Origin of the sequence: Rossellomorea arthrocnemi, from assembly GCF_904424705.1 — a bacterium.
Classification (GTDB): domain Bacteria; phylum Bacillota; class Bacilli; order Bacillales; family Bacillaceae_B; genus Rossellomorea; species Rossellomorea arthrocnemi.
In genome coordinates, this window is record NZ_CAJGBF010000010.1 from 93,861 (window position 1) to 112,156 (window position 18,296).

The 18,296-nt window shown below is 41.5% G+C and carries 21 protein-coding genes; 13 read left to right on the top strand and 8 right to left on the bottom strand.

Features of this window, described 5'->3' with window-relative positions; all coding sequences use genetic code 11:
- Positions 1–6 precede the first annotated feature (6 nt).
- The 4 genes from BAA9072_RS14520 to BAA9072_RS14535 all read left to right on the top strand — a co-directional run bounded on the left by BAA9072_RS14520 (position 7) and on the right by BAA9072_RS14535 (position 5,759).
- Positions 7–2,973, top strand: a complete 2,967-nt coding sequence (locus tag BAA9072_RS14520) for an ATP-binding protein (protein ID WP_201715405.1) — start codon at positions 7–9, stop codon at positions 2,971–2,973.
- A gap of 35 nt (positions 2,974–3,008) precedes the next feature.
- Positions 3,009–4,304 (top strand): MFS transporter, encoded by a 1,296-nt coding sequence (locus BAA9072_RS14525; protein WP_269139963.1) that lies wholly within the window; start codon positions 3,009–3,011, stop codon positions 4,302–4,304.
- Between the two features lie 220 nt (positions 4,305–4,524).
- A complete protein-coding gene (yhaM, locus tag BAA9072_RS14530; RefSeq protein ID WP_201715407.1) occupies positions 4,525–5,466 on the top strand; it encodes a 3'-5' exoribonuclease YhaM in 942 nt (313 codons plus the stop codon).
- A gap of 113 nt (positions 5,467–5,579) precedes the next feature.
- Complete coding sequence (locus tag BAA9072_RS14535; protein WP_034763298.1) at positions 5,580–5,759, top strand: sporulation YhaL family protein; 180 nt, start codon at positions 5,580–5,582, stop codon at positions 5,757–5,759.
- A 51-nt stretch (positions 5,760–5,810) separates the two neighbouring features.
- On the opposite strand, the gene BAA9072_RS14540 is transcribed toward BAA9072_RS14535, so the two are convergent.
- Complete coding sequence (locus BAA9072_RS14540; RefSeq protein ID WP_201715408.1) at positions 5,811–6,743, bottom strand: peptidylprolyl isomerase; 933 nt, start codon at positions 6,741–6,743, stop codon at positions 5,811–5,813.
- Between the two features lie 187 nt (positions 6,744–6,930).
- Here BAA9072_RS14540 and BAA9072_RS14545 point away from each other — a divergent pair, with 187 nt between their 5' ends.
- The 3 genes from BAA9072_RS14545 to BAA9072_RS14555 all read left to right on the top strand — a co-directional run bounded on the left by BAA9072_RS14545 (position 6,931) and on the right by BAA9072_RS14555 (position 7,419).
- The gene (locus BAA9072_RS14545) at positions 6,931–7,017 is read left to right on the top strand and encodes a YjcZ family sporulation protein (protein WP_034763301.1); all 87 of its coding nucleotides are present in this window, start codon (positions 6,931–6,933) and stop codon (positions 7,015–7,017) included.
- 86 nt (positions 7,018–7,103) lie between these two features.
- A complete protein-coding gene (locus tag BAA9072_RS14550; protein ID WP_032089274.1) occupies positions 7,104–7,187 on the top strand; it encodes a YjcZ family sporulation protein in 84 nt (27 codons plus the stop codon).
- Between the two features lie 136 nt (positions 7,188–7,323).
- Complete coding sequence (locus tag BAA9072_RS14555) at positions 7,324–7,419, top strand: YjcZ family sporulation protein (protein WP_079534381.1); 96 nt, start codon at positions 7,324–7,326, stop codon at positions 7,417–7,419.
- A 380-nt stretch (positions 7,420–7,799) separates the two neighbouring features.
- On the opposite strand, the gene BAA9072_RS24275 is transcribed toward BAA9072_RS14555, so the two are convergent.
- A complete protein-coding gene (locus BAA9072_RS24275) occupies positions 7,800–7,979 on the bottom strand; it encodes a hypothetical protein (RefSeq protein ID WP_034763303.1) in 180 nt (59 codons plus the stop codon).
- Positions 7,980–8,185: 206 nt separating this feature from the next.
- Positions 8,186–8,722, bottom strand: a complete 537-nt coding sequence (locus tag BAA9072_RS14560) for a DUF3267 domain-containing protein (RefSeq protein ID WP_201715409.1) — start codon at positions 8,720–8,722, stop codon at positions 8,186–8,188.
- Positions 8,723–8,897: 175 nt separating this feature from the next.
- On the opposite strand from BAA9072_RS14560, the gene BAA9072_RS14565 reads away from it, so the two are divergent.
- Positions 8,898–9,236, top strand: coding sequence for a DUF1878 family protein (locus BAA9072_RS14565; protein WP_230980881.1), 339 nt, complete (start codon positions 8,898–8,900; stop codon positions 9,234–9,236).
- A 1-nt stretch (position 9,237) separates the two neighbouring features.
- On the opposite strand, the gene BAA9072_RS14570 is transcribed toward BAA9072_RS14565, so the two are convergent.
- On the bottom strand, positions 9,238–9,813 hold the full coding sequence (locus BAA9072_RS14570; protein WP_201715411.1) for an HTH-type transcriptional regulator Hpr: 576 nt from the start codon (positions 9,811–9,813) through the stop codon (positions 9,238–9,240).
- A gap of 366 nt (positions 9,814–10,179) precedes the next feature.
- Positions 10,180–10,551 carry a YtxH domain-containing protein gene (locus BAA9072_RS14575; protein ID WP_179885005.1) on the bottom strand — a complete coding sequence of 124 codons (372 nt, stop codon included), beginning with the start codon at positions 10,549–10,551 and terminating at the stop codon, positions 10,180–10,182.
- Positions 10,552–10,718: 167 nt separating this feature from the next.
- On the opposite strand from BAA9072_RS14575, the gene BAA9072_RS14580 reads away from it, so the two are divergent.
- Positions 10,719–10,913 carry a hypothetical protein gene (locus BAA9072_RS14580; RefSeq protein ID WP_201715412.1) on the top strand — a complete coding sequence of 65 codons (195 nt, stop codon included), beginning with the start codon at positions 10,719–10,721 and terminating at the stop codon, positions 10,911–10,913.
- Between the two features lie 60 nt (positions 10,914–10,973).
- Here BAA9072_RS14580 and BAA9072_RS14585 read toward each other — a convergent pair whose 3' ends face one another.
- Both BAA9072_RS14585 and BAA9072_RS14590 read right to left on the bottom strand, forming a co-directional pair.
- Positions 10,974–11,510: a tryptophan transporter gene (locus BAA9072_RS14585; RefSeq protein WP_201715413.1), complete on the bottom strand. Its 537-nt coding sequence runs from the start codon at positions 11,508–11,510 to the stop codon at positions 10,974–10,976.
- Positions 11,511–12,132: 622 nt separating this feature from the next.
- Positions 12,133–12,555, bottom strand: a complete 423-nt coding sequence (locus BAA9072_RS14590) for an HIT family protein (protein WP_201715414.1) — start codon at positions 12,553–12,555, stop codon at positions 12,133–12,135.
- A 1,225-nt stretch (positions 12,556–13,780) separates the two neighbouring features.
- Here BAA9072_RS14590 and BAA9072_RS14595 point away from each other — a divergent pair.
- From BAA9072_RS14595 to BAA9072_RS14610, 4 genes are all read left to right on the top strand, one after another.
- On the top strand, positions 13,781–14,524 hold the full coding sequence (locus BAA9072_RS14595; protein WP_201715415.1) for an ABC transporter ATP-binding protein: 744 nt from the start codon (positions 13,781–13,783) through the stop codon (positions 14,522–14,524).
- A complete protein-coding gene (locus BAA9072_RS14600; protein ID WP_230980876.1) occupies positions 14,514–15,743 on the top strand; it encodes an ABC transporter permease in 1,230 nt (409 codons plus the stop codon). The genes BAA9072_RS14595 and BAA9072_RS14600 overlap by 11 nt, the downstream gene beginning before the upstream one ends.
- A gap of 67 nt (positions 15,744–15,810) precedes the next feature.
- Positions 15,811–16,515, top strand: a complete 705-nt coding sequence (locus BAA9072_RS14605) for an EcsC family protein (protein WP_201715416.1) — start codon at positions 15,811–15,813, stop codon at positions 16,513–16,515.
- A 136-nt stretch (positions 16,516–16,651) separates the two neighbouring features.
- Positions 16,652–17,059, top strand: coding sequence for a DoxX family protein (locus tag BAA9072_RS14610; protein ID WP_201715417.1), 408 nt, complete (start codon positions 16,652–16,654; stop codon positions 17,057–17,059).
- A 41-nt stretch (positions 17,060–17,100) separates the two neighbouring features.
- Here the strand turns inward: BAA9072_RS14610 and BAA9072_RS14615 are convergent, their stop codons facing one another.
- Positions 17,101–18,258, bottom strand: coding sequence for an amidohydrolase (locus tag BAA9072_RS14615; RefSeq protein ID WP_201715459.1), 1,158 nt, complete (start codon positions 18,256–18,258; stop codon positions 17,101–17,103).
- Positions 18,259–18,296: the final 38 nt, after the last annotated feature.

Consider the following 18,296-nt stretch of genomic DNA (forward strand, 5'->3'; position numbering starts at 1 on the left):
TAGAAATTGAATCTGATTGAACTTCATATATACGGATACGGAAAAATAGAAAACAAGCAATATACGATTAGCGATCTACAATTATTCTATGGAGAAAATGAAGCAGGTAAATCGACGATCATGTCATTCATTCACAGCATTCTCTTTGGTTTTCCAACGAAGCAGCAGTCATTATTGAGATATGAACCGAAATCGTCGACAGTGTATGGAGGGAAAATCTCTTGTCATATCGATGGTCAGGGGATTGTAAGCATCGAGCGCATCAAAGGAAAGGCTACAGGTGACGTAACCGTCCAATTTGAAGACGGTAGAATGGAGGGGGAAGAAACCCTTCAACATATTTTGGGGCAAATGGACCGGACCACATACCAAAACATCTTTTCATTCAACCTCGAAGGTCTTCAAAACATCCAGCGGCTCAAAAAAGAAGAGCTGAATCGGTATCTTTTCGCGGCAGGCTCAACAGGGACGGACCTCCTTTTGCAGATGGAGCAGGGCTGGCAAAAAGAAAGGGAGCAGCTATTTAAGAAATCAGGTAGAAAGCCAAAGATCAACGAGTTGATCTCCCAACTAAAGGCTCTTGAAAATCAGGTAAGGGAAGGAAAAGAAAAAAATGATCAGTATCTGCCTCTCATAACCAGACTCCGAGCATTGGAGTCAGACATTAGAACAATGGAGAGAGAAAAGGAAATCCTCTTTGTTAAGAGAGAAAACCTGGTATCCGCTGATGAAAATTGGGATACCCTCGTCCAATTCAAAGAAGTGGAAAAACGTATTTCTCAGCTTAAAGATATCGACTTCCCTGTAAAGGGCTTAGATAGGCTGAGCGAGCTGAAAATGGATGAAAGACAAACGGCTGCCTACCTTGAAACCCTAAGCACCAAACAGCTGAATCTTCAAAAGAAGTTGGAATCAAAAGAGTTGGATCTCTCACTCAGAGGAGAGATTCCATTTATGGAAAAAATATTATCCCAGCAAACATTCTACCTTAGATGGAAAGAAGAGAGCGTGGAAAGAAGCAGAGAGCTGAATATCGTGCAACGTAAAATGAATGACACGATAAGGGAATTAGGACTCCAGATTGAGATGGGAAAAATCCCGACATTGAATACAAGCCTGCTGATGTATGAAAACATTCAACAAGCAATGGAACGACAGTCAAAATTCCTCCACGAAAAGGAAAGCTTACAAATGCAACAAAAAGAGGAAGAGGAAGAACTGCAATCAATTGTAAGGAAATGTGAATCTTTAGAAAACCGTTTGATGGAAGAGGATGAATATCAAGAATTACAGCGAAAGGTCAAAGCTCATTCTGCCTTACATTCATCAAGAGAACAAATAAAGTGGATGAACCTGCAAGTGAAAGAAGCAGAAGAAAACTATATTAGAAAAAAATCCTCTTTTTCTTTCCAGCTGTTTAGTAGCATCGGAGCACTCCTGATTTCATTGGGGTTCGGTGCATGGGGAATTTTTTCGGGCAATGGGATCGTGACTGGGATGAGCGTATTATTTCTCATTGCAATTGGAGGAACAGGCATTCAATCGCGGAGGAACCTCAAGAAAGAATTCCTCACCCTCCAAAAACTCAAGGCACGAACAAAGGAGTTTCAACCTGAGGAAACGGAGAATATAGAGACGGCAGAACAAACTCTCAAGGAACAAATGGAATACCGGAATGAATGGAAGCAGCGCATCCTCTCGTTAGAAGAGCAGGAAGGGAAAATACAAAAACTGCGTGAGAAAAACAAAGAACTGAAGAAAGCAATCGCCAAAGGAGAGGAAAATTTAGCTCTTCTGAAACGACAATTATGCTTGCCTGCCGATTTCCATTGGAAATGGCTACGTGATGCATTTGGCAAAATGAAAGAATTAGTCTCTTCCTATGAAGCGTATACACATTTATCCGAAGAAACGGCTTATGCAGCCGACAAATGGAATGAATACACGGAAGAGTGCCAGAAATGGTTTGTCCATCACTCCATCTCATTTACGACGATGGACGAAGCTTTTATTCACTTGAAAAGAATCCTACAGGATTTAGAGAAACGTCAGCTTCTAATCGAAAATATTACTGCTGAGTTAGAGGCTTTGGCCATGGACGTCGAAAAGCGTTCTATAGAAGTTAGAAAAATTAGTGATGATATTCATGCCTTTATTCGGTCAGCAGGTTGCACCGAGGAAATAGAATTCCGTGAGAAAGCTCTCCTGGTTAAGGAAAGAAACGAGCTCTTGTCCCAATATAAGGGGATGAAAACGAGGGTGACTCAAAAAACTCTCGACACGTTCCTGGAGTTGGAATCACATGAAGAAAACAAAAAAGAGTTGGTCAGTGTCTCAAAAGCGATTGATGGGCTTTTGATCAGGCTGTCCGCTCATCAAAAAGAACTCGCCTCCTTATCGTATGAAATAAAAACGTTAGAGGAAGGAAAGAGCTATTCTGCCATCCTTCAGGAATTCCAAAGCAAAAAAGCAGAGTTACAGGAGCTTGCATTTGAGTGGTCTAAATTCACATTGGCGGGAGTCTCTTTAAGGAAAACAATGGAACTATACCAGAAAACCAAAATGCCTAAAGTCATTCAGCTTGCAGAAGAAAATTTCAGAGAAATGACGGAAGGACATTATCATCGTATTTTCTTATTGGATAATGAGATGATCAAGGTTGAGAGAAACGATGGGACCGTCTTTCATGCAGTTGAACTCAGTCAAGGAACGAAAGAGCAGCTCTTCATTTCGATCCGCTTTGCCCTCATTCAATCAATCGGTGAAAAGTATACCTTACCTGTTTTGATTGATGATGGAGTTGTCAATTTTGACCTGTCCAGAACACAAGCATTTCTTAAACTCTTAAGAAAAGTGGCAAGGGACCATCAGGTATTATTCTTTACCTGCCACCCCCATATCAAAAGTTCGTTTACAGATGATGAGATGATTGTGTTGCAGAGCATAGAAAAGGAATCGTTACGGACTCCCTGATTTATGACAATTCCCATTAGCAATAAGCTCCTGAATTGGTTACAATATACAAGGAGTTTTTATCACCTTGGCAGTATGTAGAGCTGCAGGAAAGAATTGAGTGCCAGAAAGAAGGAACACATCATATGACAAAATCAAAAGGGTGGAAACGGAATCGTGGTCCACTGACGTTACTTAGCTTTAACCTATTCATTGTCATGGTTGGAATCGGACTGGTCATCCCGATCCTTCCATTCTATGTCGAAAAATTCAATGCCAATGCTCAAACGCTTGGAGCATTAGTAGCCGTATTTGCATTTATGCAGTTTTTATTTGCGCCGATATGGGGGCGGTTGTCCGATCGGATCGGGAGGAAGCCATTAATCACCATCGGGCTGATCGGCTTTGCCATCGCTGAATTTATCTTTGCTTTCGCTACAGGACTATGGATGTTGTTTCTGTCGAGGATCCTGGCAGGGGTCTTTGGATCGGCACTAATGCCTACGGCAATGGCCTATGTATCAGATGTAACAGATGAAGATAACCGCGGTCAGGGGATGGGAATCCTTGGAGCGGCCATGGGTCTCGGAATCGTTATCGGCCCCGGTATCGGGGGGTGGCTGGCTGAAATTGATCTTTCCTATCCGTTCATCTTCGCCGGGATTGCGGCTGCGATTGCTGCCATCGTATCGGTCATCATCTTACCGGAATCATATCCGAAGGAAAAAAGGACATTTGATCCGGATGAAAAACGGGAAAATCGCTTTATCGTTATGAAAAATGCCGTGACGAGTCCGGTTGGCTTCCTATTGATCCTCGTGTTCATCATGAGCTTCGGACTTGCCAACTTTCAATCGATCTTCAGCTACTATGCTCTGGAGCGTTACGGATATGGTCCCCAGGAAGTCGGAATTATTATCCTGATCATTGGAATCATCGGCACACTCGTCCAGGGAGTCGGAGTGGGAAGGGCCACGAAACGATTCGGGGAAGAAAAAGTTGTAACAGGTTCACTTCTTATTAGTGCACTGGGGTTTATCATCATGAACTTTGCTACGAATTTCACCGGTGTGTTGTTGACGACGGCGGTTTTCTTTATCGGGAACTCTATGCTTCGTCCATCGCTGAACTCCTTGATATCGAAGTTGGCGGGTGAAAGACAGGGGACGGTGATGGGACTGAATAACTCTTTTCTCAGTCTGGGAAACGTAGCTGGGCCTCTCCTTGCCGGGACATTGTTTGAATGGGATATTCACATCCCCTATTACTTTGGGGCATTTATCATGCTTGTCGGTCTAGCAGCGACTAAAGTCTGGATCAGCAGAAAACATAAAAAAACAATAGTGAACTAAAATGGAGCCGTCTCTTGTAAGAGGCGGTTTTGTATGGAGAGGGGTGAGGGACGGACCTGTGAAGTTTTTCGCAAGTTGGAACAATCAAGCGTAATTCGGACACAAGTCCGCCTGAAAGGTGCTCAATAACATCTAAATGGGCCGCTAACCTTTCCACACATGTTCTTATTCAAAATATGATATACTTAAACTACTACTATAGTTGGACGGAGGAGAAGAGATGTCTGGAATTACACATTTTAATGTCGGTGAGACTATCGACTTGCCGCTATTAATCAAGCAAATGACGAAAGGTACGACAAATACAGGAAAGCCGTTTTTAACGCTGATTCTCCAAGATAAGAGCGGGGACATGGAAGCGAAGCTTTGGGATGCTTCTGAGCAGGATGAGAAGGCTTACCAGCCTGAAACGATTGTAAGAGTCGTGGGTGACATACATAGTTATCGTGGGAAGAATCAGCTTAAGATCAAACAGATCCGACCGGCTTCCCCGGCGGATGGCTATGCCATTTCAGACTTCCTTGAAACGGCGCCTGTGAGCATAGATGAAATGACGAGTAAGATTACACAATATATCTTTGAAATGAGAAATCCGAACATTCAACGCATCACGAGACACCTCATTAAGAAGTATCAGAAGCCTTTCCTGGAATATCCGGCAGCTACGAAGAACCATCATGAATTTGTATCTGGTCTCGCGTACCATGTTGTTTCGATGCTGGATCTTTCGAAGGCCATTGCCGGATTGTATCCTTCCTTGGATTCAGATCTTCTCTATGCAGGGGTGATCCTTCATGATTTAGGGAAAGTCATCGAGCTGTCTGGCCCGACCTCGACAACGTACACGATCGAAGGCAATTTGATCGGACACATCTCCATTATGGTCAATGAAATCGGAAAAGCAGCGGATGAACTTGGAATTGAAGGTGAAGAGGTCATGATTCTTCAACATCTTGTGCTGAGTCATCACGGAAAAGCCGAGTGGGGAAGTCCGAAGCCGCCGCTCATCCGGGAAGCGGAAATCCTTCATTATATCGATAACGTGGATGCGAAGATGAATATGCTGGATCGTGCACTTGAACGGGTGAAGCCGGGAGAGTACACGGAAAGAGTGTTCGCCTTGGATAATCGTTCCTTCTACAAGCCAACGTTTCATAAATAATAATTGGACCCGGTCTATGGATCGGGTTCTTTTTCAATTATCCAGTCATGTTTTTGTCAGGTTCCTCATATAGTGTAAATAAAAGAGGACAAACCTATAAGGAGATGAAGCAAATGACACTGCCTATATGGATGTACTTGGTTGTAGCAGGGATTTTCGGGAGTGCCTTTATGACAATAAAATCGGCGAAGGAAGAAAAGACATTGGAAGATGAGTGGATTGAAAAAGAAGGAGAAGTCTATATTCATCGCATGGAAGAGGAAAAGGAGAAAAAACGTCAACTAACGTCTTGATCAAAAATAAAAAAGGACTGACAGCTTACTATAGCCGTCAGTCCTTTTTTATTATTCCTCTTCTTGCGTTGCCGGTGTTTCTCCGCCTTCAGGTGCTGCAGGCGGGTTCAATACTTGGTCGAATGATTTTTTCAGGTCTTTATCTTTAATATTCAGATCAGCTTTTTCAATTTCAGCTTTCATCGCTTCCTGGATTTTTTGAGGATCCACTTTTGAAAGCTTCAATTCTTTTTCGATTTCTTTTTTCATTTCGTCATAGGATTTTTTTTCTTTTTTGTCTGTCACTTCGATGATATGATAACCATATTCTGTCTTGATTGGTTCGCTTACTTTGCCTTTTTCAAGAGTGTCCAGTGCTTTGGAGAACTCAGGGACAAAGTTTTGACGACCAGCGTAGTCTACCCAACCTAAGCTTCCGCCGTTTTCTGCAGAACCTGGATCTGTGGAGTATTCCTTGGCAAGATCTTCGAATTTTGCACCATCAGCCAACTTTTGTTTGACTTCTTTGGCGGTTTTTTCATCTTCTACAAGGATATGACGTACCTGAATATCAGGCTTCCATTTCTCGTAATATTCTTTGACTTCTTTATCCGTTACTTTCACATCGGAAATGGCGGCTTTTTCTTGAAGTAATTGAAGCTTTAAGTATTGTTTGAACGACTTTTCGTCCAGATTATATTGTTGTAAGAACATATCGAATTGAGGTCCTAATTGATCTTTCGCTTCATTCAGTTTTTTATCAACTTCCTCTTTTGACACATCATACTTTTCTTCAAGGACTTTTGTGTAAACCAATTCTTGAAGGGCTTGTTCCATTTGTGGAGTGAATTTTTGTTTCATTGATTTGTAAAGTTCATCTTTTGTTACGTCTCCGGCTTTGGTTGTTGCAACAACGTTACTGTTTCCTTCAGCATCGTCACCGCTGCAACCTGCAAGTCCAACAACTCCTGCAGCCAATGATACTGAAATGATCCATTTTTTCATGGTGACCAACTCCTACAATATATTCGTTTGATGGCTTGTCAAATTTCTACAAAACATACTATAACATACTTTTTCCATGAAAAAAAATATTTTCCAAACTAATCTTCAGAAAAATGGGCATTTTACACACCCAATTCCTAGGTTCCTTCATATGATAAGAGCGAAGAGAGAAAAGGAGGTAATAAATATGAGCTGTGGATACAATTCCGGATTCGCGTTAATCGTAGTGCTGTTCATCTTATTAATCATCGTTGGTGCCGCATATATTTACTAAAAAAAATAAATTTATGACATTAGCCTAAAACAAATGGCAGCTAACTTGAATAAGATAAATTAGCGCTTCAAAGGAGGTGGGAAGTTATGGGTAATGCATACGGCGGAGGTTTCGCGTTAATCGTAGTACTGTTCATCCTATTAATCATTGTAGGTGCAGCATGGCTATAATTTTAGCCTCAGGGTTTGGTTTTACCGGATAAAGACTGTAAGAGGGGGCATTACCTAAAGAAAGGCTGGCCCCTTTTTGCTTCATGCTTCATATTCATATGTTAATGCTTTTCATACATGAAAGGAGGAAGCGCATATGTCAGGTGCTTGCGGCGGGTACGGCGGAGGTTTCGCGTTAATCGTAGTTTTATTCATTTTGTTAATCATCATTGGTGCAGCATACGTTTGCTAATTTGAATAGATAAAAAGCAGATTCGGATTTTTTTCCGGATCTGTTTTTTTTTGCAATGAGGCGAGGAAGGTATCATTGTCTTGGTGAAGATGAAACATGTATTTTCAGGATGAAGTAGAGGTCTAAAATATCAGGTGACTATTGCGGAGGCTATCCCCTCGAGGTCATAACTGAAAAATCCCCAAAGGCAAAAAACGCCTTCAGGGATTTTCCAGTTATGCTTGTCGGGGCTGAACGAGCCGCCTCCGCTTTTCAAGTTGTCGAGCTCCGGCGGCTAGAGGCTCGAGGTCATAAGGAAACCTACCCAAAAGGCAAAAAGCGCCTTTCAGGTAGGTTTCCTTATGCTTGTCGCCTCTGAACGAGCCGCCTCCGCTTTTCTTCTATGTAAATAATATTTCTATATAAGAAGAGACCAGTAGTATGGTGATTAGGATATTGATGGTTCTAAACACCTTAGGTTGGCGTTCTTCAGGTATTTCTTTTTGTAAACATAATGCGTTTGTCATTTTATTTATGTAAAATAAGATGAAGACTGCAAATACTAAAAACATGGAGATCATCCAAACCCCTCCCCGTTATCTCCTATAGACTATACATTACCAAATTATTTCCCTAATTGGTAGCCAGAGTGTTGCCCAGTTCATGTAAATAAAGTTTTTTCGCATAAATCAGGACTCGTTGGTATGAAGAACTGGTGAAATCTCTTGGAAAATGAGAAGGATGATTTCTTCCATCGAGTGTATGCTTCAATGGCCATCCATCATCCTTACTGATAAATCAATATTTCATATCCGTCTTCGTTTTCTTCAATCAATGCATTCCTTGGTGAGTCCATCAACTGTTTTGCATAAATAAAGTCAATTGCACAGATGCCGGAATGAAATGCAAGCAGCATCGTAAAGTAATGCGAGTAATGCGGGAAATGAAAGCACCCATATAACAAAATACTGTTTAACACAAAGAATGGAGCCACCAGGGCTACCAAATATCGGTATTTTGAGATTGGCTGATCCACGCGTAACGAGAGAATCGGCAATAAATACAATTTTCGGTTACATCTACATTTTATTTTATTCACGAATGGCAAAATTGGAACAATGTGAAAAAATTTATGCAGTGGATAGATACTGATCAGTCCGACAAAGAACCCAAGGAAATGTTTATCGTAAAAAGCACTCGGAAATAGTAGGTTGATTGGTACGTATATTAATGAGAATACCATCATCATGATGATGGAAGAAAGTAAAAAGACTCGGTAAAATCCAAATTGTTTTTCCAGGTTGATTGTTTTCCAGCAATGCATAAAAAAATCGCCTCCATTAGACGAATAGTGGTTAATTAAGTGCTTTCCATACTTTATTACGATTGCCGGAAAAAATCAATACTTTTTAGAGGATTTTTTCTTAATTATTGAGGGAGGTTTTGGAGGACAGGTATGTTATAGTTTTGTACAATAAGAATATGAGAAATATGCGGTGGTGATAAATTTGGATGATTTAATGAAACGAATAGAGAAACTTGAATATCATCAGAGGTTAATGGCTGAAATGATGCCTGAGAACGGTTACCCTTTTCATCGGTTGATTATCCGTAACGGATTGTCAGAGAGGGAAGTGGAGGAGTTCTTTTATACTTGTGATAGATTGAGCATGAAGCTTGAAAAACAAAAAGCGGAAGGATTCGTGTACAATACTCCGCTTTTTAAAGAATTTGAAGATGAGCTTCATGCAAAGCTGAAGGTGCATGAAATCGTGGAAAGCTGCATAGTTCAAAACATTTATCCAGCTTTGATGAAACAACTACAGAAGAGTTTGTAGATTAAGCAAGTTCTTCCTCATCTTCAAATAGTTCATCGAGTTTACCATTATCATCAGAAAAATCATTTTCAATATTGTGAAATGATTTTTCGAATATCTCCATAAAGTCATTTCCATAAATGTTTCGCACGACGGTCATCATTTCAATCATTTCAGGGAACTTCCCATACAGTTCCCTTAAAGGAGACACACCCTGGAAGATGGAGTGACTTTCAGGCTTATAGTTCTTCATTAGATCCAGAAGGATTCTCTCACCCTTGTCCGTCAGTTGTATATAGGTATTCCGCTTATCATTCTCCCGTTTAGAAAACTCAAGGAGTTCCCGTTCCTCTAATTTCTTCGAGAAGTTAAATGCTGTTGAAACATGCATAACACCAAATTTGGCCACGTCCGAAATGGAAGCACCCTTTAAATGATACGCAATCCAGAGAATATGATGTTCATTGATGTTTAGGTCGTATGGCTTGATCCATTGCTGCCAGTCCTTTTCTATGGCCTTCCACAAAGCTTTACTAAGCTGAGCCATTCTTTGACTGAAGAGCATAGCCTCTTTTAAAGTAAATTCTCTTTCTGTCATCTCATTCACCCACTTTGCTAGAAAATCTTTTTTAATATAAGCTGTTCTTGAAATAGTTGCGTTGTAAGCAGTTCCAAAGGATTCACTAAAACAACGATTATCAAAAAAGAAAGCGCTTATATTTTATTATGCCAATAAAGTAATAATTAATAAAGCCTAAATTGACAAAATTTTTCGAAGTATATAATTTTTGGTTGTGGTATCTACTGCAAAACAAAATAAGAAGTGGGATTGAATCCTTTAATGACGGGATTTTAGAGGATAATCACTATATTGAAAAAAAAGGTGGAATAAATAATATTTTTATAAAAATATTCCCCATTAGCCCTTAGTTGTAAATTAAGACAATGGCTAATGGGGATTTGATTATTGATTGGTTGTATTGGCTGAGTTTATCGATTTTTCCAGCTCTTCTATCGTTCGCTGGATGGATTGGATTTCTTCCTGGAGGCGCTGATTATTCGGTTCCGTGGAAGCCTGCCATTGCTTGAAGGAAGCTTGAAGATCCTTGGAAAGTTGAAGGACGGTCTCCTTTCCTTCCTGGGACAGGGTACCGATGGATTCTTTCAATTCACCGATGTGACCTTTCATTTCCTCGATGACTCCTGTCCAATCATCTTTCTTGTCTTTGATTTGTGCCCGGATTTCTTTACCGGATGAAGGGGATGTAAGCAGAGACGCGACTCCACCGACCACTCCACCGATTAAAAGTCCGTAGGCAAGAGATTTTTTATTCACTATGTTATCACCTCGTTCTCCTATTTCTATAATACTATATTTCTACATTCAGTATGTATTCTCCTTTTCCCTTTTAGCACAGAATGAAACAAGACGGCTCATATCTTTCTCCCTGAATGCATAAAAATAAAGGTAAGAGGCGGTGGAGAGGGGGAGGTTCTAATAGAATGGACGGAATAATCTTTGGTTTCTTTGCTCTCAGTGGTGTTTTCTTCCTAAGTATGGTATATAACTTTATTAGTATTCAAAGACCCGGAATGTATCCTCCTAAGAATATATTGAAAAAGCGTGCGACCATATTGGGGGCAGGTGGATTGATCACGTTTCTCATAGGAATACTGTTCTGGTTTGCAGTCAGTTAATAAAAAAATCCCTCGATCTTGTGACGGTGGCACAAAATCGAGGGATTTTCTATTATTTGTTTAGGATAGCTGTTGTGTTGTGACAGCTTCTCGAATAGTTGAACGTTTTAAGATGCCGTTAATAATCGGATACACGACAAACATGGCTCCGGCGTTCACAAGTGTTGCCGGAAGTACGACAGCTGCAAATAGAGCGAAGAATGCTCCAGGCAGACCTACGATCACATAAGCAGAAAGCAGAAATATACTTCCTGAAACGAGTGTACCGAAAGCGGTTAATACAGAAGCACCTGCGAGTGAACGAGTGATTTTCTTTGTAGCAAGGAATAAGCCGTAAAAAACGAATGCCGTAAGCGGTTTATCGATCAGGTTTGGTATGAATCCACCAGGGAACTGTGTGGTTAATCCTGAAATAACTCCAGTTAACAAACCTAAAAGCAGTACGTTTTTCTTCGCTGGGAACAGGATGATGCCTAAGAACATCATGGTCAGCATCATATCCGGTTTCATTCCAAGGAAAATTCCCGGGATCACCGTGTGCAGGACAGCCCCGATCCCTACTAATAATGATAGGGATACAAGTGTTTTTGTATTCATTTCTCATCTCTCCTCAACTAAACTATACTTGGTCTTTTTCTTCTCCTAATGTGCACTGTTGCCATTAGCGAAAAGATAGGTACATTATAACATATCAAAAATTGGTGTCAAAGATTTATTTTTCTGAAAAGGCTCTTTTCGGATAGATTGCTGTTTCTGAACAATTTGTTGCTTAAGCTCTATCAACCGGTGCTGGGTGGATGATAAGGGGGACTGCTTTGCTTCAGCTAAAACGAACGGGGTATCGACGCCAGATCCCATCCGGCTTATACGCAGTGCCCCTCGCCATTTACAGAACTCACTAGGGACAAGAGGTGATGGAAAGCGCAGGACGTTAATCACTTAACATTTAGAAAGAAGCTAGTGTTAAAAAGCAAGGTATTTATATATGTCTATTTCAGACACATACGCTTAGAAAGTTGATTGGAACGGCAGGTGCTCGACTCCTGCGGGAATAGCGGGAAAGTTGAGACCCCGGAGGGCAAAGCCCGAGGAGGCTCAACTCACGCCCCGCGGAAAGCGAGCACCATTCGTTCCAATCAACTAGCATTCACTAATTAAAAAGCAACAAAGTTAGCGAAAACAGCCTCTGAAAAAGAACAAAATCGTTGGGCTTTGCCATTTAGGCAAGATGCTGTGCGATGGATTCGGCAATCCCTTTTAAATCCTCTTGACTGTAATCGTCATTGTGAGTTTTCCATACCGCTCCGAAACCATCTCCATTGCCGTAGCGCGGTATGAAGTGCATATGGAAATGGAAGACGGATTGTCCCGCTTCTTCACCTGTATTGCTTAAAAGATTCATTCCTATTGGACTAAATTCAGCTTTGATGCTGTTTGCAATCTTCGGTGCTACCGAGAATAAATGACTTGCCAAATCAGGTGTAAGCTCGTAGACATTTTCTTTATGTATTTTAGGAATAAGGAGTGTATGACCTTTTGTCACTTGGCTGATGTCAAGAAAAGCAAGGACATGGTCATCTTCGTAGACTTTCATTGCAGGGATTTCTCCATCGATGATTTTACAAAAAATACAGTCACTCATGTTCATTTCCACCTTTCAGTAATAGTGTATGTATTTTATCATTAATGCAAAAATAAATGAAGAAGAGACAGGAACGATTTTCCTGCCTCTCTTCGTAGAAGGGGTAATACTTTAAAGGTTTAAATGTCAGACTTCGTTCTCTTTGATAAACACCTCATTCGCTAGTAGCTTCTAAAAGTGATACCATTCTGGGTTAGAATGAACATTGTTCAATGCGACCATCCCCTTATCTTTTCGCTATTTAAGCAATTAAGACAATAGAAACTTTATAAGCCGTCTTGGACAAACACCTCATTTGCTATAAGGATGATATGTGTAAATCGCTGGATACATGAATGACTCTGTGCAAACTGACCATCCCCTTATCTCGATTGCTAAGGTAAGCTAATAAAGTAGGTTTAGTCAAAATGTGCTTTAACAAACACCTCATTTTTCAAATTTTTGAATAAATGAATAGGGTGAGTGTGTCATTCACTATAGAAGACGACGAATCCTTCAAGTCGCAAACAATAGTGAAATCGGTTAGCTGGTCTTTAACAACCATCCCCTTTTTCTTATTGCTGGCCCCTTCTGATAATATGTTGTGCATTCTTGGGGGAGGTTATGAATACTAAAATATGGAAGGTGAGTTTTTCAACCGGTTGTCGTGAAAATTTCCACCTGAGAAGGAGTGAGTGCTGGTTGATTTCCGCTGCAGGTGCTCGCTTTCCGCGGGGCGTGAGTTGAGCCTCCTCGGGCTTTTGCCCTGCGGGGTCTCAACTTTCCCGCTATTCCCGTCGGAGTCGAGCACCTTCCGCTCCAATCAACTTTCAAAGAACCGTTTATGACTTTTACTATTCACATTCAATACCATCATTTTATAAAGGGTGAAGAGGGCGATAATCATACCAATGAAAAATGGCATATTTTATCAATGCTTTAAGCTCTGTCATTAAAGACTTATACAGAGGGTGAGGGGAACTGCGTAGACTCCTACGGAAAACGGGCGTGCCGAGACCCCGGAAGCGGTTTTGTGCTGAGGAGGCTCGGCCGAACGTCCGTGGAAAGCGGAGCAGTTCCCCTCACCCTCCAGTATGTACTCATTGACAGAGCATTGACGAACTGTTGATTGTTATTAACAACGATCCCCTTTTAAGGAAAAGATCCTTATTCAAAACATGCCTTTACTTTAAAGTTTTGATAAAATAGAAATAATACATAATGAAGAGAAAGGACGTTGCTGCTCGTGTCATTATTAGAAATTAAACACCTTGTCGGTGGCTATACCAGAAAGCCTGTCTTAAAGGATATTTCCTTTTCCATACAATCCAATGAAATCGTAGGTTTAATCGGATTGAACGGCGCAGGAAAAAGTACCACCATCAAACATATTATCGGCCTTATGGAGGCGAAGCAAGGCGGGGTATCAATCAATGGACATACTTTGAAAAGCGATGCTGAACAGTATCGTAAGCAATTTTCATACATACCCGAAACACCGATTTTATATGATGAATTAACCCTGGAGGAGCATCTGAAGCTTACAGCTATGGCTTACGGTTTATCTGAATCCGAATATAAGGGGAGAATCGATAAGTTATTGAAGGCGTTTCGCATGGAAAAGAAGATGAGCTGGTTCCCTGCCCATTTTTCAAAAGGAATGAAACAAAAGGTGATGATCATGTGTGCTTTTCTGATCCAGCCGAGTCTTTATATCATTGATGAGCCGTTTGTTGGTTTGGATCCATTGGGAATTCAGTCTTTACTGGATTGGATGCAGGAGATGAAACAAAACGGGGCAGGCATCCTGATGTCGACCCACATACTGGCTACTGCCGAAAGATATTGCGATTCGTTCATCATCCTTCATGAGGGGAAAATCCGTGCAAAAGGTACGCTTCATGAGCTTCGCAGTGAATTCTCCATGCCTGGTGCTACATTAGATGATATTTATATCCAGCTGACAAAGGAAGAATCTCATGATGAATAATGTGGAAGGCATATGGAAGAAACGGATCGTAGAGTATAATCAGGAGCTTCAAAAGTATTTGAAATATATGTTCAACGATCATTTGTTATTCGTCCTGATTTTTGCGCTGGGTGGTGCAGCATTTACGTATAATCAGTGGGTGAAAACACTCCAGCCAACGTTCCCTGCTCCACTGATTATGGCTGTAATTCTGGGTCTCTTATTGGCGTGGAGTCCCGTATATACCTTCCTGCGTGAAGCGGATGCTGTTTTTCTTTTACCTTTGGAGGAACGGCTATCAAGTTATTTCACGAAATGTATCTGGATGAGTTTCATGTTTCAATCCTACATTCAACTGCTCGTCCTGGCGGCACTTATGCCTATGTATGTAGCTGTATCCGGGAGCAGTTTCAGCAGCTTCTTTCCGTTGCTCGCTTTTGTACTGGCCATTAAAGTATGGAATCTCTATGTGCGTTGGTTCATGCTTAGATTTCAGGAAAAGGAAGCCCATTGGACCGACAGTCTGGTCCGGTTTCTGTTGAGCGCAGCACTCGTTTTTCTTGTTTTATCAGGAGCTGCCTTATGGATGCCTCTCGCTGTGGCAGTCTTGATGCTCGGATATGCCCTTTATTTTTATCAATCTACAAAAGGTAAGAACCTGAAATGGGATTTATTAATCAATCTGGAAGAACAGCGAATGCTGATCTTTTATCGCATCGCCAATATGTTCACGGACGTACCAAAGCTTAAAGGGAAGGTGCATCGGAGAAAATGGCTTGATGGGCTAGTGAAGGCGCCTTTCTCACAAGCGTCCACGTATCGCTATTTATATCTTCGCTCCCTTGTGAGAACAAGTGAATACTCGGGTCTCTATATACGGTTGACACTGATCGGAGTATTGTTGATCTATTCAAATCCATCATTCATCTTCAGTATTCTGACGGCCATAGTGTTTTTATACTTGACAGCCTTTCAATTGATTCCATTGTTTAAGCGTTTTGATTATAAGATTTGGGTGCTCATTTATCCTGTATCAGGGGAATTGAAAAAATCATCCTTCCAAAAAATCATAAATCAGTCGATGATGATCCAGGCGGTTGTCTTTTCCCTTCCACTCTTTCTAAGGGGAGCATGGTTCGAGGGGCTGATCACGCTGCTTGCCGGTCTAACCTTTTCTATTTTCTTCAGTCAGTTCTACTTAGTGCAGAGGATGAAGAAAATGGAGGAAACACTATTTTAATGAAACGACCCGAGTGAGATGAACGTATACTGAGTGAAGGCTAATTAAAAAGGATGGTGGGTCTAAAGTGAACCATGAAAGAGAAGAGCTGGAGGAATGGAAACGAAAGTATACAAGGAAATCGTCCATTTTTCAGAGGGTTTCCAAGCAGGCTCAAACGAAAGTGAACCAATGGATTCCTGAAAAAGCCCATAAAATCGTCACGGAAAGTATCAGGAAAATGGTGGAGGTCACTCTGAAGGGAAGCGAATGGGTGCCCCTACAGGCAATGCCATGTACGTCTGGACTAGAAGACCGGGAAGTGCTGATGAAGGAACGCATGGAATTTTACCGGAAAGCTGCGACTATTGAAGGGGCAGGTACCGGTGCCGGGGGGATCTTCCTGGGGCTTGCGGATTTCCCATTGCTCCTCTCCATTAAGATGAAGCTTTTAAGCGAATGCTCTCTGATTCATGGGTATGATCCAAAACAATATGAGGAACGTCTATTTCTTTTGTATGTATTTCAACTAGCATTTTCCAGCGATTCTCATAAGAAGGATGTCCTTCGAATTATTGAAAACTGGGCAGAGGAAAAAGAAAAGTTGAAAGAACTCGACTGGAAGACATTTCAACAGGAGTACAGAGATTACATTGATTTTGTGAAGCTGTTGCAGCTCATCCCCGGAGTCGGCGCGGTTGTGGGGGCTTATGCCAATTATCAGCTACTGGATCAACTTGGTGAAGTGGCAAAATTTGCTTATCGGATTCGTTACTTTAATGATTTAGAATAACGGTAACAGGGGTCGATCAACATGGTCGACCCTCTTTTTGGCGGAGTCATAAGTCAAGACTCATCTTTTTATTTCCATTACGACTTCCTGTATAGTGATAATGGCAAGTATATTGTGATTGTGAGGTGTTTAACAGATGAATAAACGGAATAAGGGATTGAAAATAGCAGGACTCATTCTATTCTCATTTTTCTTCTTTTTAGCAGGTGTGTTTCATTTTATCGAAGCTCAAGGATTTGCGGAAATGGTTCCTCCATTTATTCCTTTAAAAGAAGAGCTCGTTTATATTACTGGAATCGTTGAATTTATACTGTCGGTACTACTACTCATTCCAAAGACTCGTGAAAAAACCGGAATCATCACGGCCATTTACTTAGTTCTTGTATTTCCAGCGAATATCTACGCTGCCATTAAAGGGATTCCGGCCCCGGGCCAGGAAGAAGCCAATCAACTGCTGCTTTGGATCAGGCTATTATTCCAGCCACTTTTGATCTGGTGGGTATTGGTGGTGAGTAAAATTGAAAAGAATCATCGGTTTTATTAGAAAAAGATCGGTTGCGAATTTCGCATCCGATCCTTTTTGGGTTATTTAGGAACCGTTTCTGAAACAGAATGTTTTTCTTGATAATGAATGGTGGCACTTGCCAGTGATTGGGCGGCTATGAGTAGAGCTCTTTCGTTAAGATCAAATTTAGGATGGTGGTGAGGGAATGCGGTTTCCACATTGTCGGGTTTTGCTCCTGTAAAGAAGAAGGTGCCCTTTACATGTTCTAAATAAAATGCGAAATCTTCACCGCCCATTTGCATTTCGATTTCTGCCACCTCATGGACTTCATCCACATCCTCTGCACATTGGATGAAAAGCTCTGTCTCCTCATGGTGATTAACAACAGCCGGGTAACCCCGGTCATACACATATTCATAATCGCAGCGGCCGGAAATGCAAGCCCCTTTCAAAACCTGTTCGATTTCCACTTCAATAAAGTCCCTGACTTCGGGATTGAAAGTCCGTACCGTACCGATCAATTTGACTGAATCGGCAATGACATTAAAGGCGTTATCGGCCATAAAGGAGCCGATGGTCACGACGGCAGGATCAATTGGATTCACTCTTCTACTGACTATTTGCTGAAGCTCTGAAACAACTTGAGCTCCGATCACGATGGAATCCTTCGTTTTATGAGGTTGTGCCCCGTGACCTCCGGATCCTTTAATCACGATTTCAAACCGGTCCGCTGCAGCCATGATTGGACCGGTTCGGTAGAGGACCTTTCCAAGCGGTTCAGTGGCCCATAAGTGGGTACCGAAAATCACATCCACTCCTTCGAGGCACCCCGCCTCAATCATGGATTTTGCTCCACCAGGTGCATATTCTTCTGCGTGCTGATGAATGAGAACTACTGTTCCTGATAGAGTGTCACGCATTTCATGGAGTGTTTTCCCCAGTACCAGAAGGGTGGCAGTATGTCCGTCGTGGCCACACGCATGCATGACACCGGATACGGTAGAACGATATTCCACCTTCTTTTCGTCCTGGATGGGAAGGGCGTCAAAGTCTGCACGAAGAGCTACGGTCTTACCAGGGAGAGCACCTTCGATCTTCGCAACGACACCATTACCGCCGACTTGTTCTTGAACGGGGACCCCGATGTTCTTATAGTATTCCGCAATATATTTTGCTGTATTTTTTTCTTGAAAGGATAATTCCGGATGTTGATGAAGAAATCTTCTGATCTTAACCATTTCTATCCATCCATCTTCTAATTTTTGATATAATTCAT

Bases quoted from the DNA above. Each gene is read 5' to 3' on its own strand.
- BAA9072_RS14600 (WP_230980876.1), top strand. From the start codon at position 14,514: ATGATGAATAATGTGGAAGGCATATGGAAGAAACGGATCGTAGAGTAT.
- BAA9072_RS14535 (WP_034763298.1), top strand. From the start codon at position 5,580: ATGACACTGCCTATATGGATGTACTTGGTTGTAGCAGGGATTTTCGGG.
- BAA9072_RS24275 (WP_034763303.1), bottom strand. From the start codon at position 7,979: ATGATCTCCATGTTTTTAGTATTTGCAGTCTTCATCTTATTTTACATA.
- BAA9072_RS14615 (WP_201715459.1), bottom strand. From the start codon at position 18,258: ATGGTTAAGATCAGAAGATTTCTTCATCAACATCCGGAATTATCCTTT.
- yhaM (WP_201715407.1), top strand. From the start codon at position 4,525: ATGTCTGGAATTACACATTTTAATGTCGGTGAGACTATCGACTTGCCG.
- BAA9072_RS14560 (WP_201715409.1), bottom strand. From the start codon at position 8,722: ATGCATTGCTGGAAAACAATCAACCTGGAAAAACAATTTGGATTTTAC.
- BAA9072_RS14550 (WP_032089274.1), top strand. From the start codon at position 7,104: ATGGGTAATGCATACGGCGGAGGTTTCGCGTTAATCGTAGTACTGTTC.
- BAA9072_RS14555 (WP_079534381.1), top strand. From the start codon at position 7,324: ATGTCAGGTGCTTGCGGCGGGTACGGCGGAGGTTTCGCGTTAATCGTA.
- BAA9072_RS14590 (WP_201715414.1), bottom strand. From the start codon at position 12,555: ATGAGTGACTGTATTTTTTGTAAAATCATCGATGGAGAAATCCCTGCA.
- BAA9072_RS14610 (WP_201715417.1), top strand. From the start codon at position 16,652: ATGAATAAACGGAATAAGGGATTGAAAATAGCAGGACTCATTCTATTC.
- BAA9072_RS14545 (WP_034763301.1), top strand. From the start codon at position 6,931: ATGAGCTGTGGATACAATTCCGGATTCGCGTTAATCGTAGTGCTGTTC.
- BAA9072_RS14540 (WP_201715408.1), bottom strand. From the start codon at position 6,743: ATGAAAAAATGGATCATTTCAGTATCATTGGCTGCAGGAGTTGTTGGA.
- BAA9072_RS14580 (WP_201715412.1), top strand. From the start codon at position 10,719: ATGGACGGAATAATCTTTGGTTTCTTTGCTCTCAGTGGTGTTTTCTTC.
- BAA9072_RS14585 (WP_201715413.1), bottom strand. From the start codon at position 11,510: ATGAATACAAAAACACTTGTATCCCTATCATTATTAGTAGGGATCGGG.
- BAA9072_RS14570 (WP_201715411.1), bottom strand. From the start codon at position 9,813: ATGACAGAAAGAGAATTTACTTTAAAAGAGGCTATGCTCTTCAGTCAA.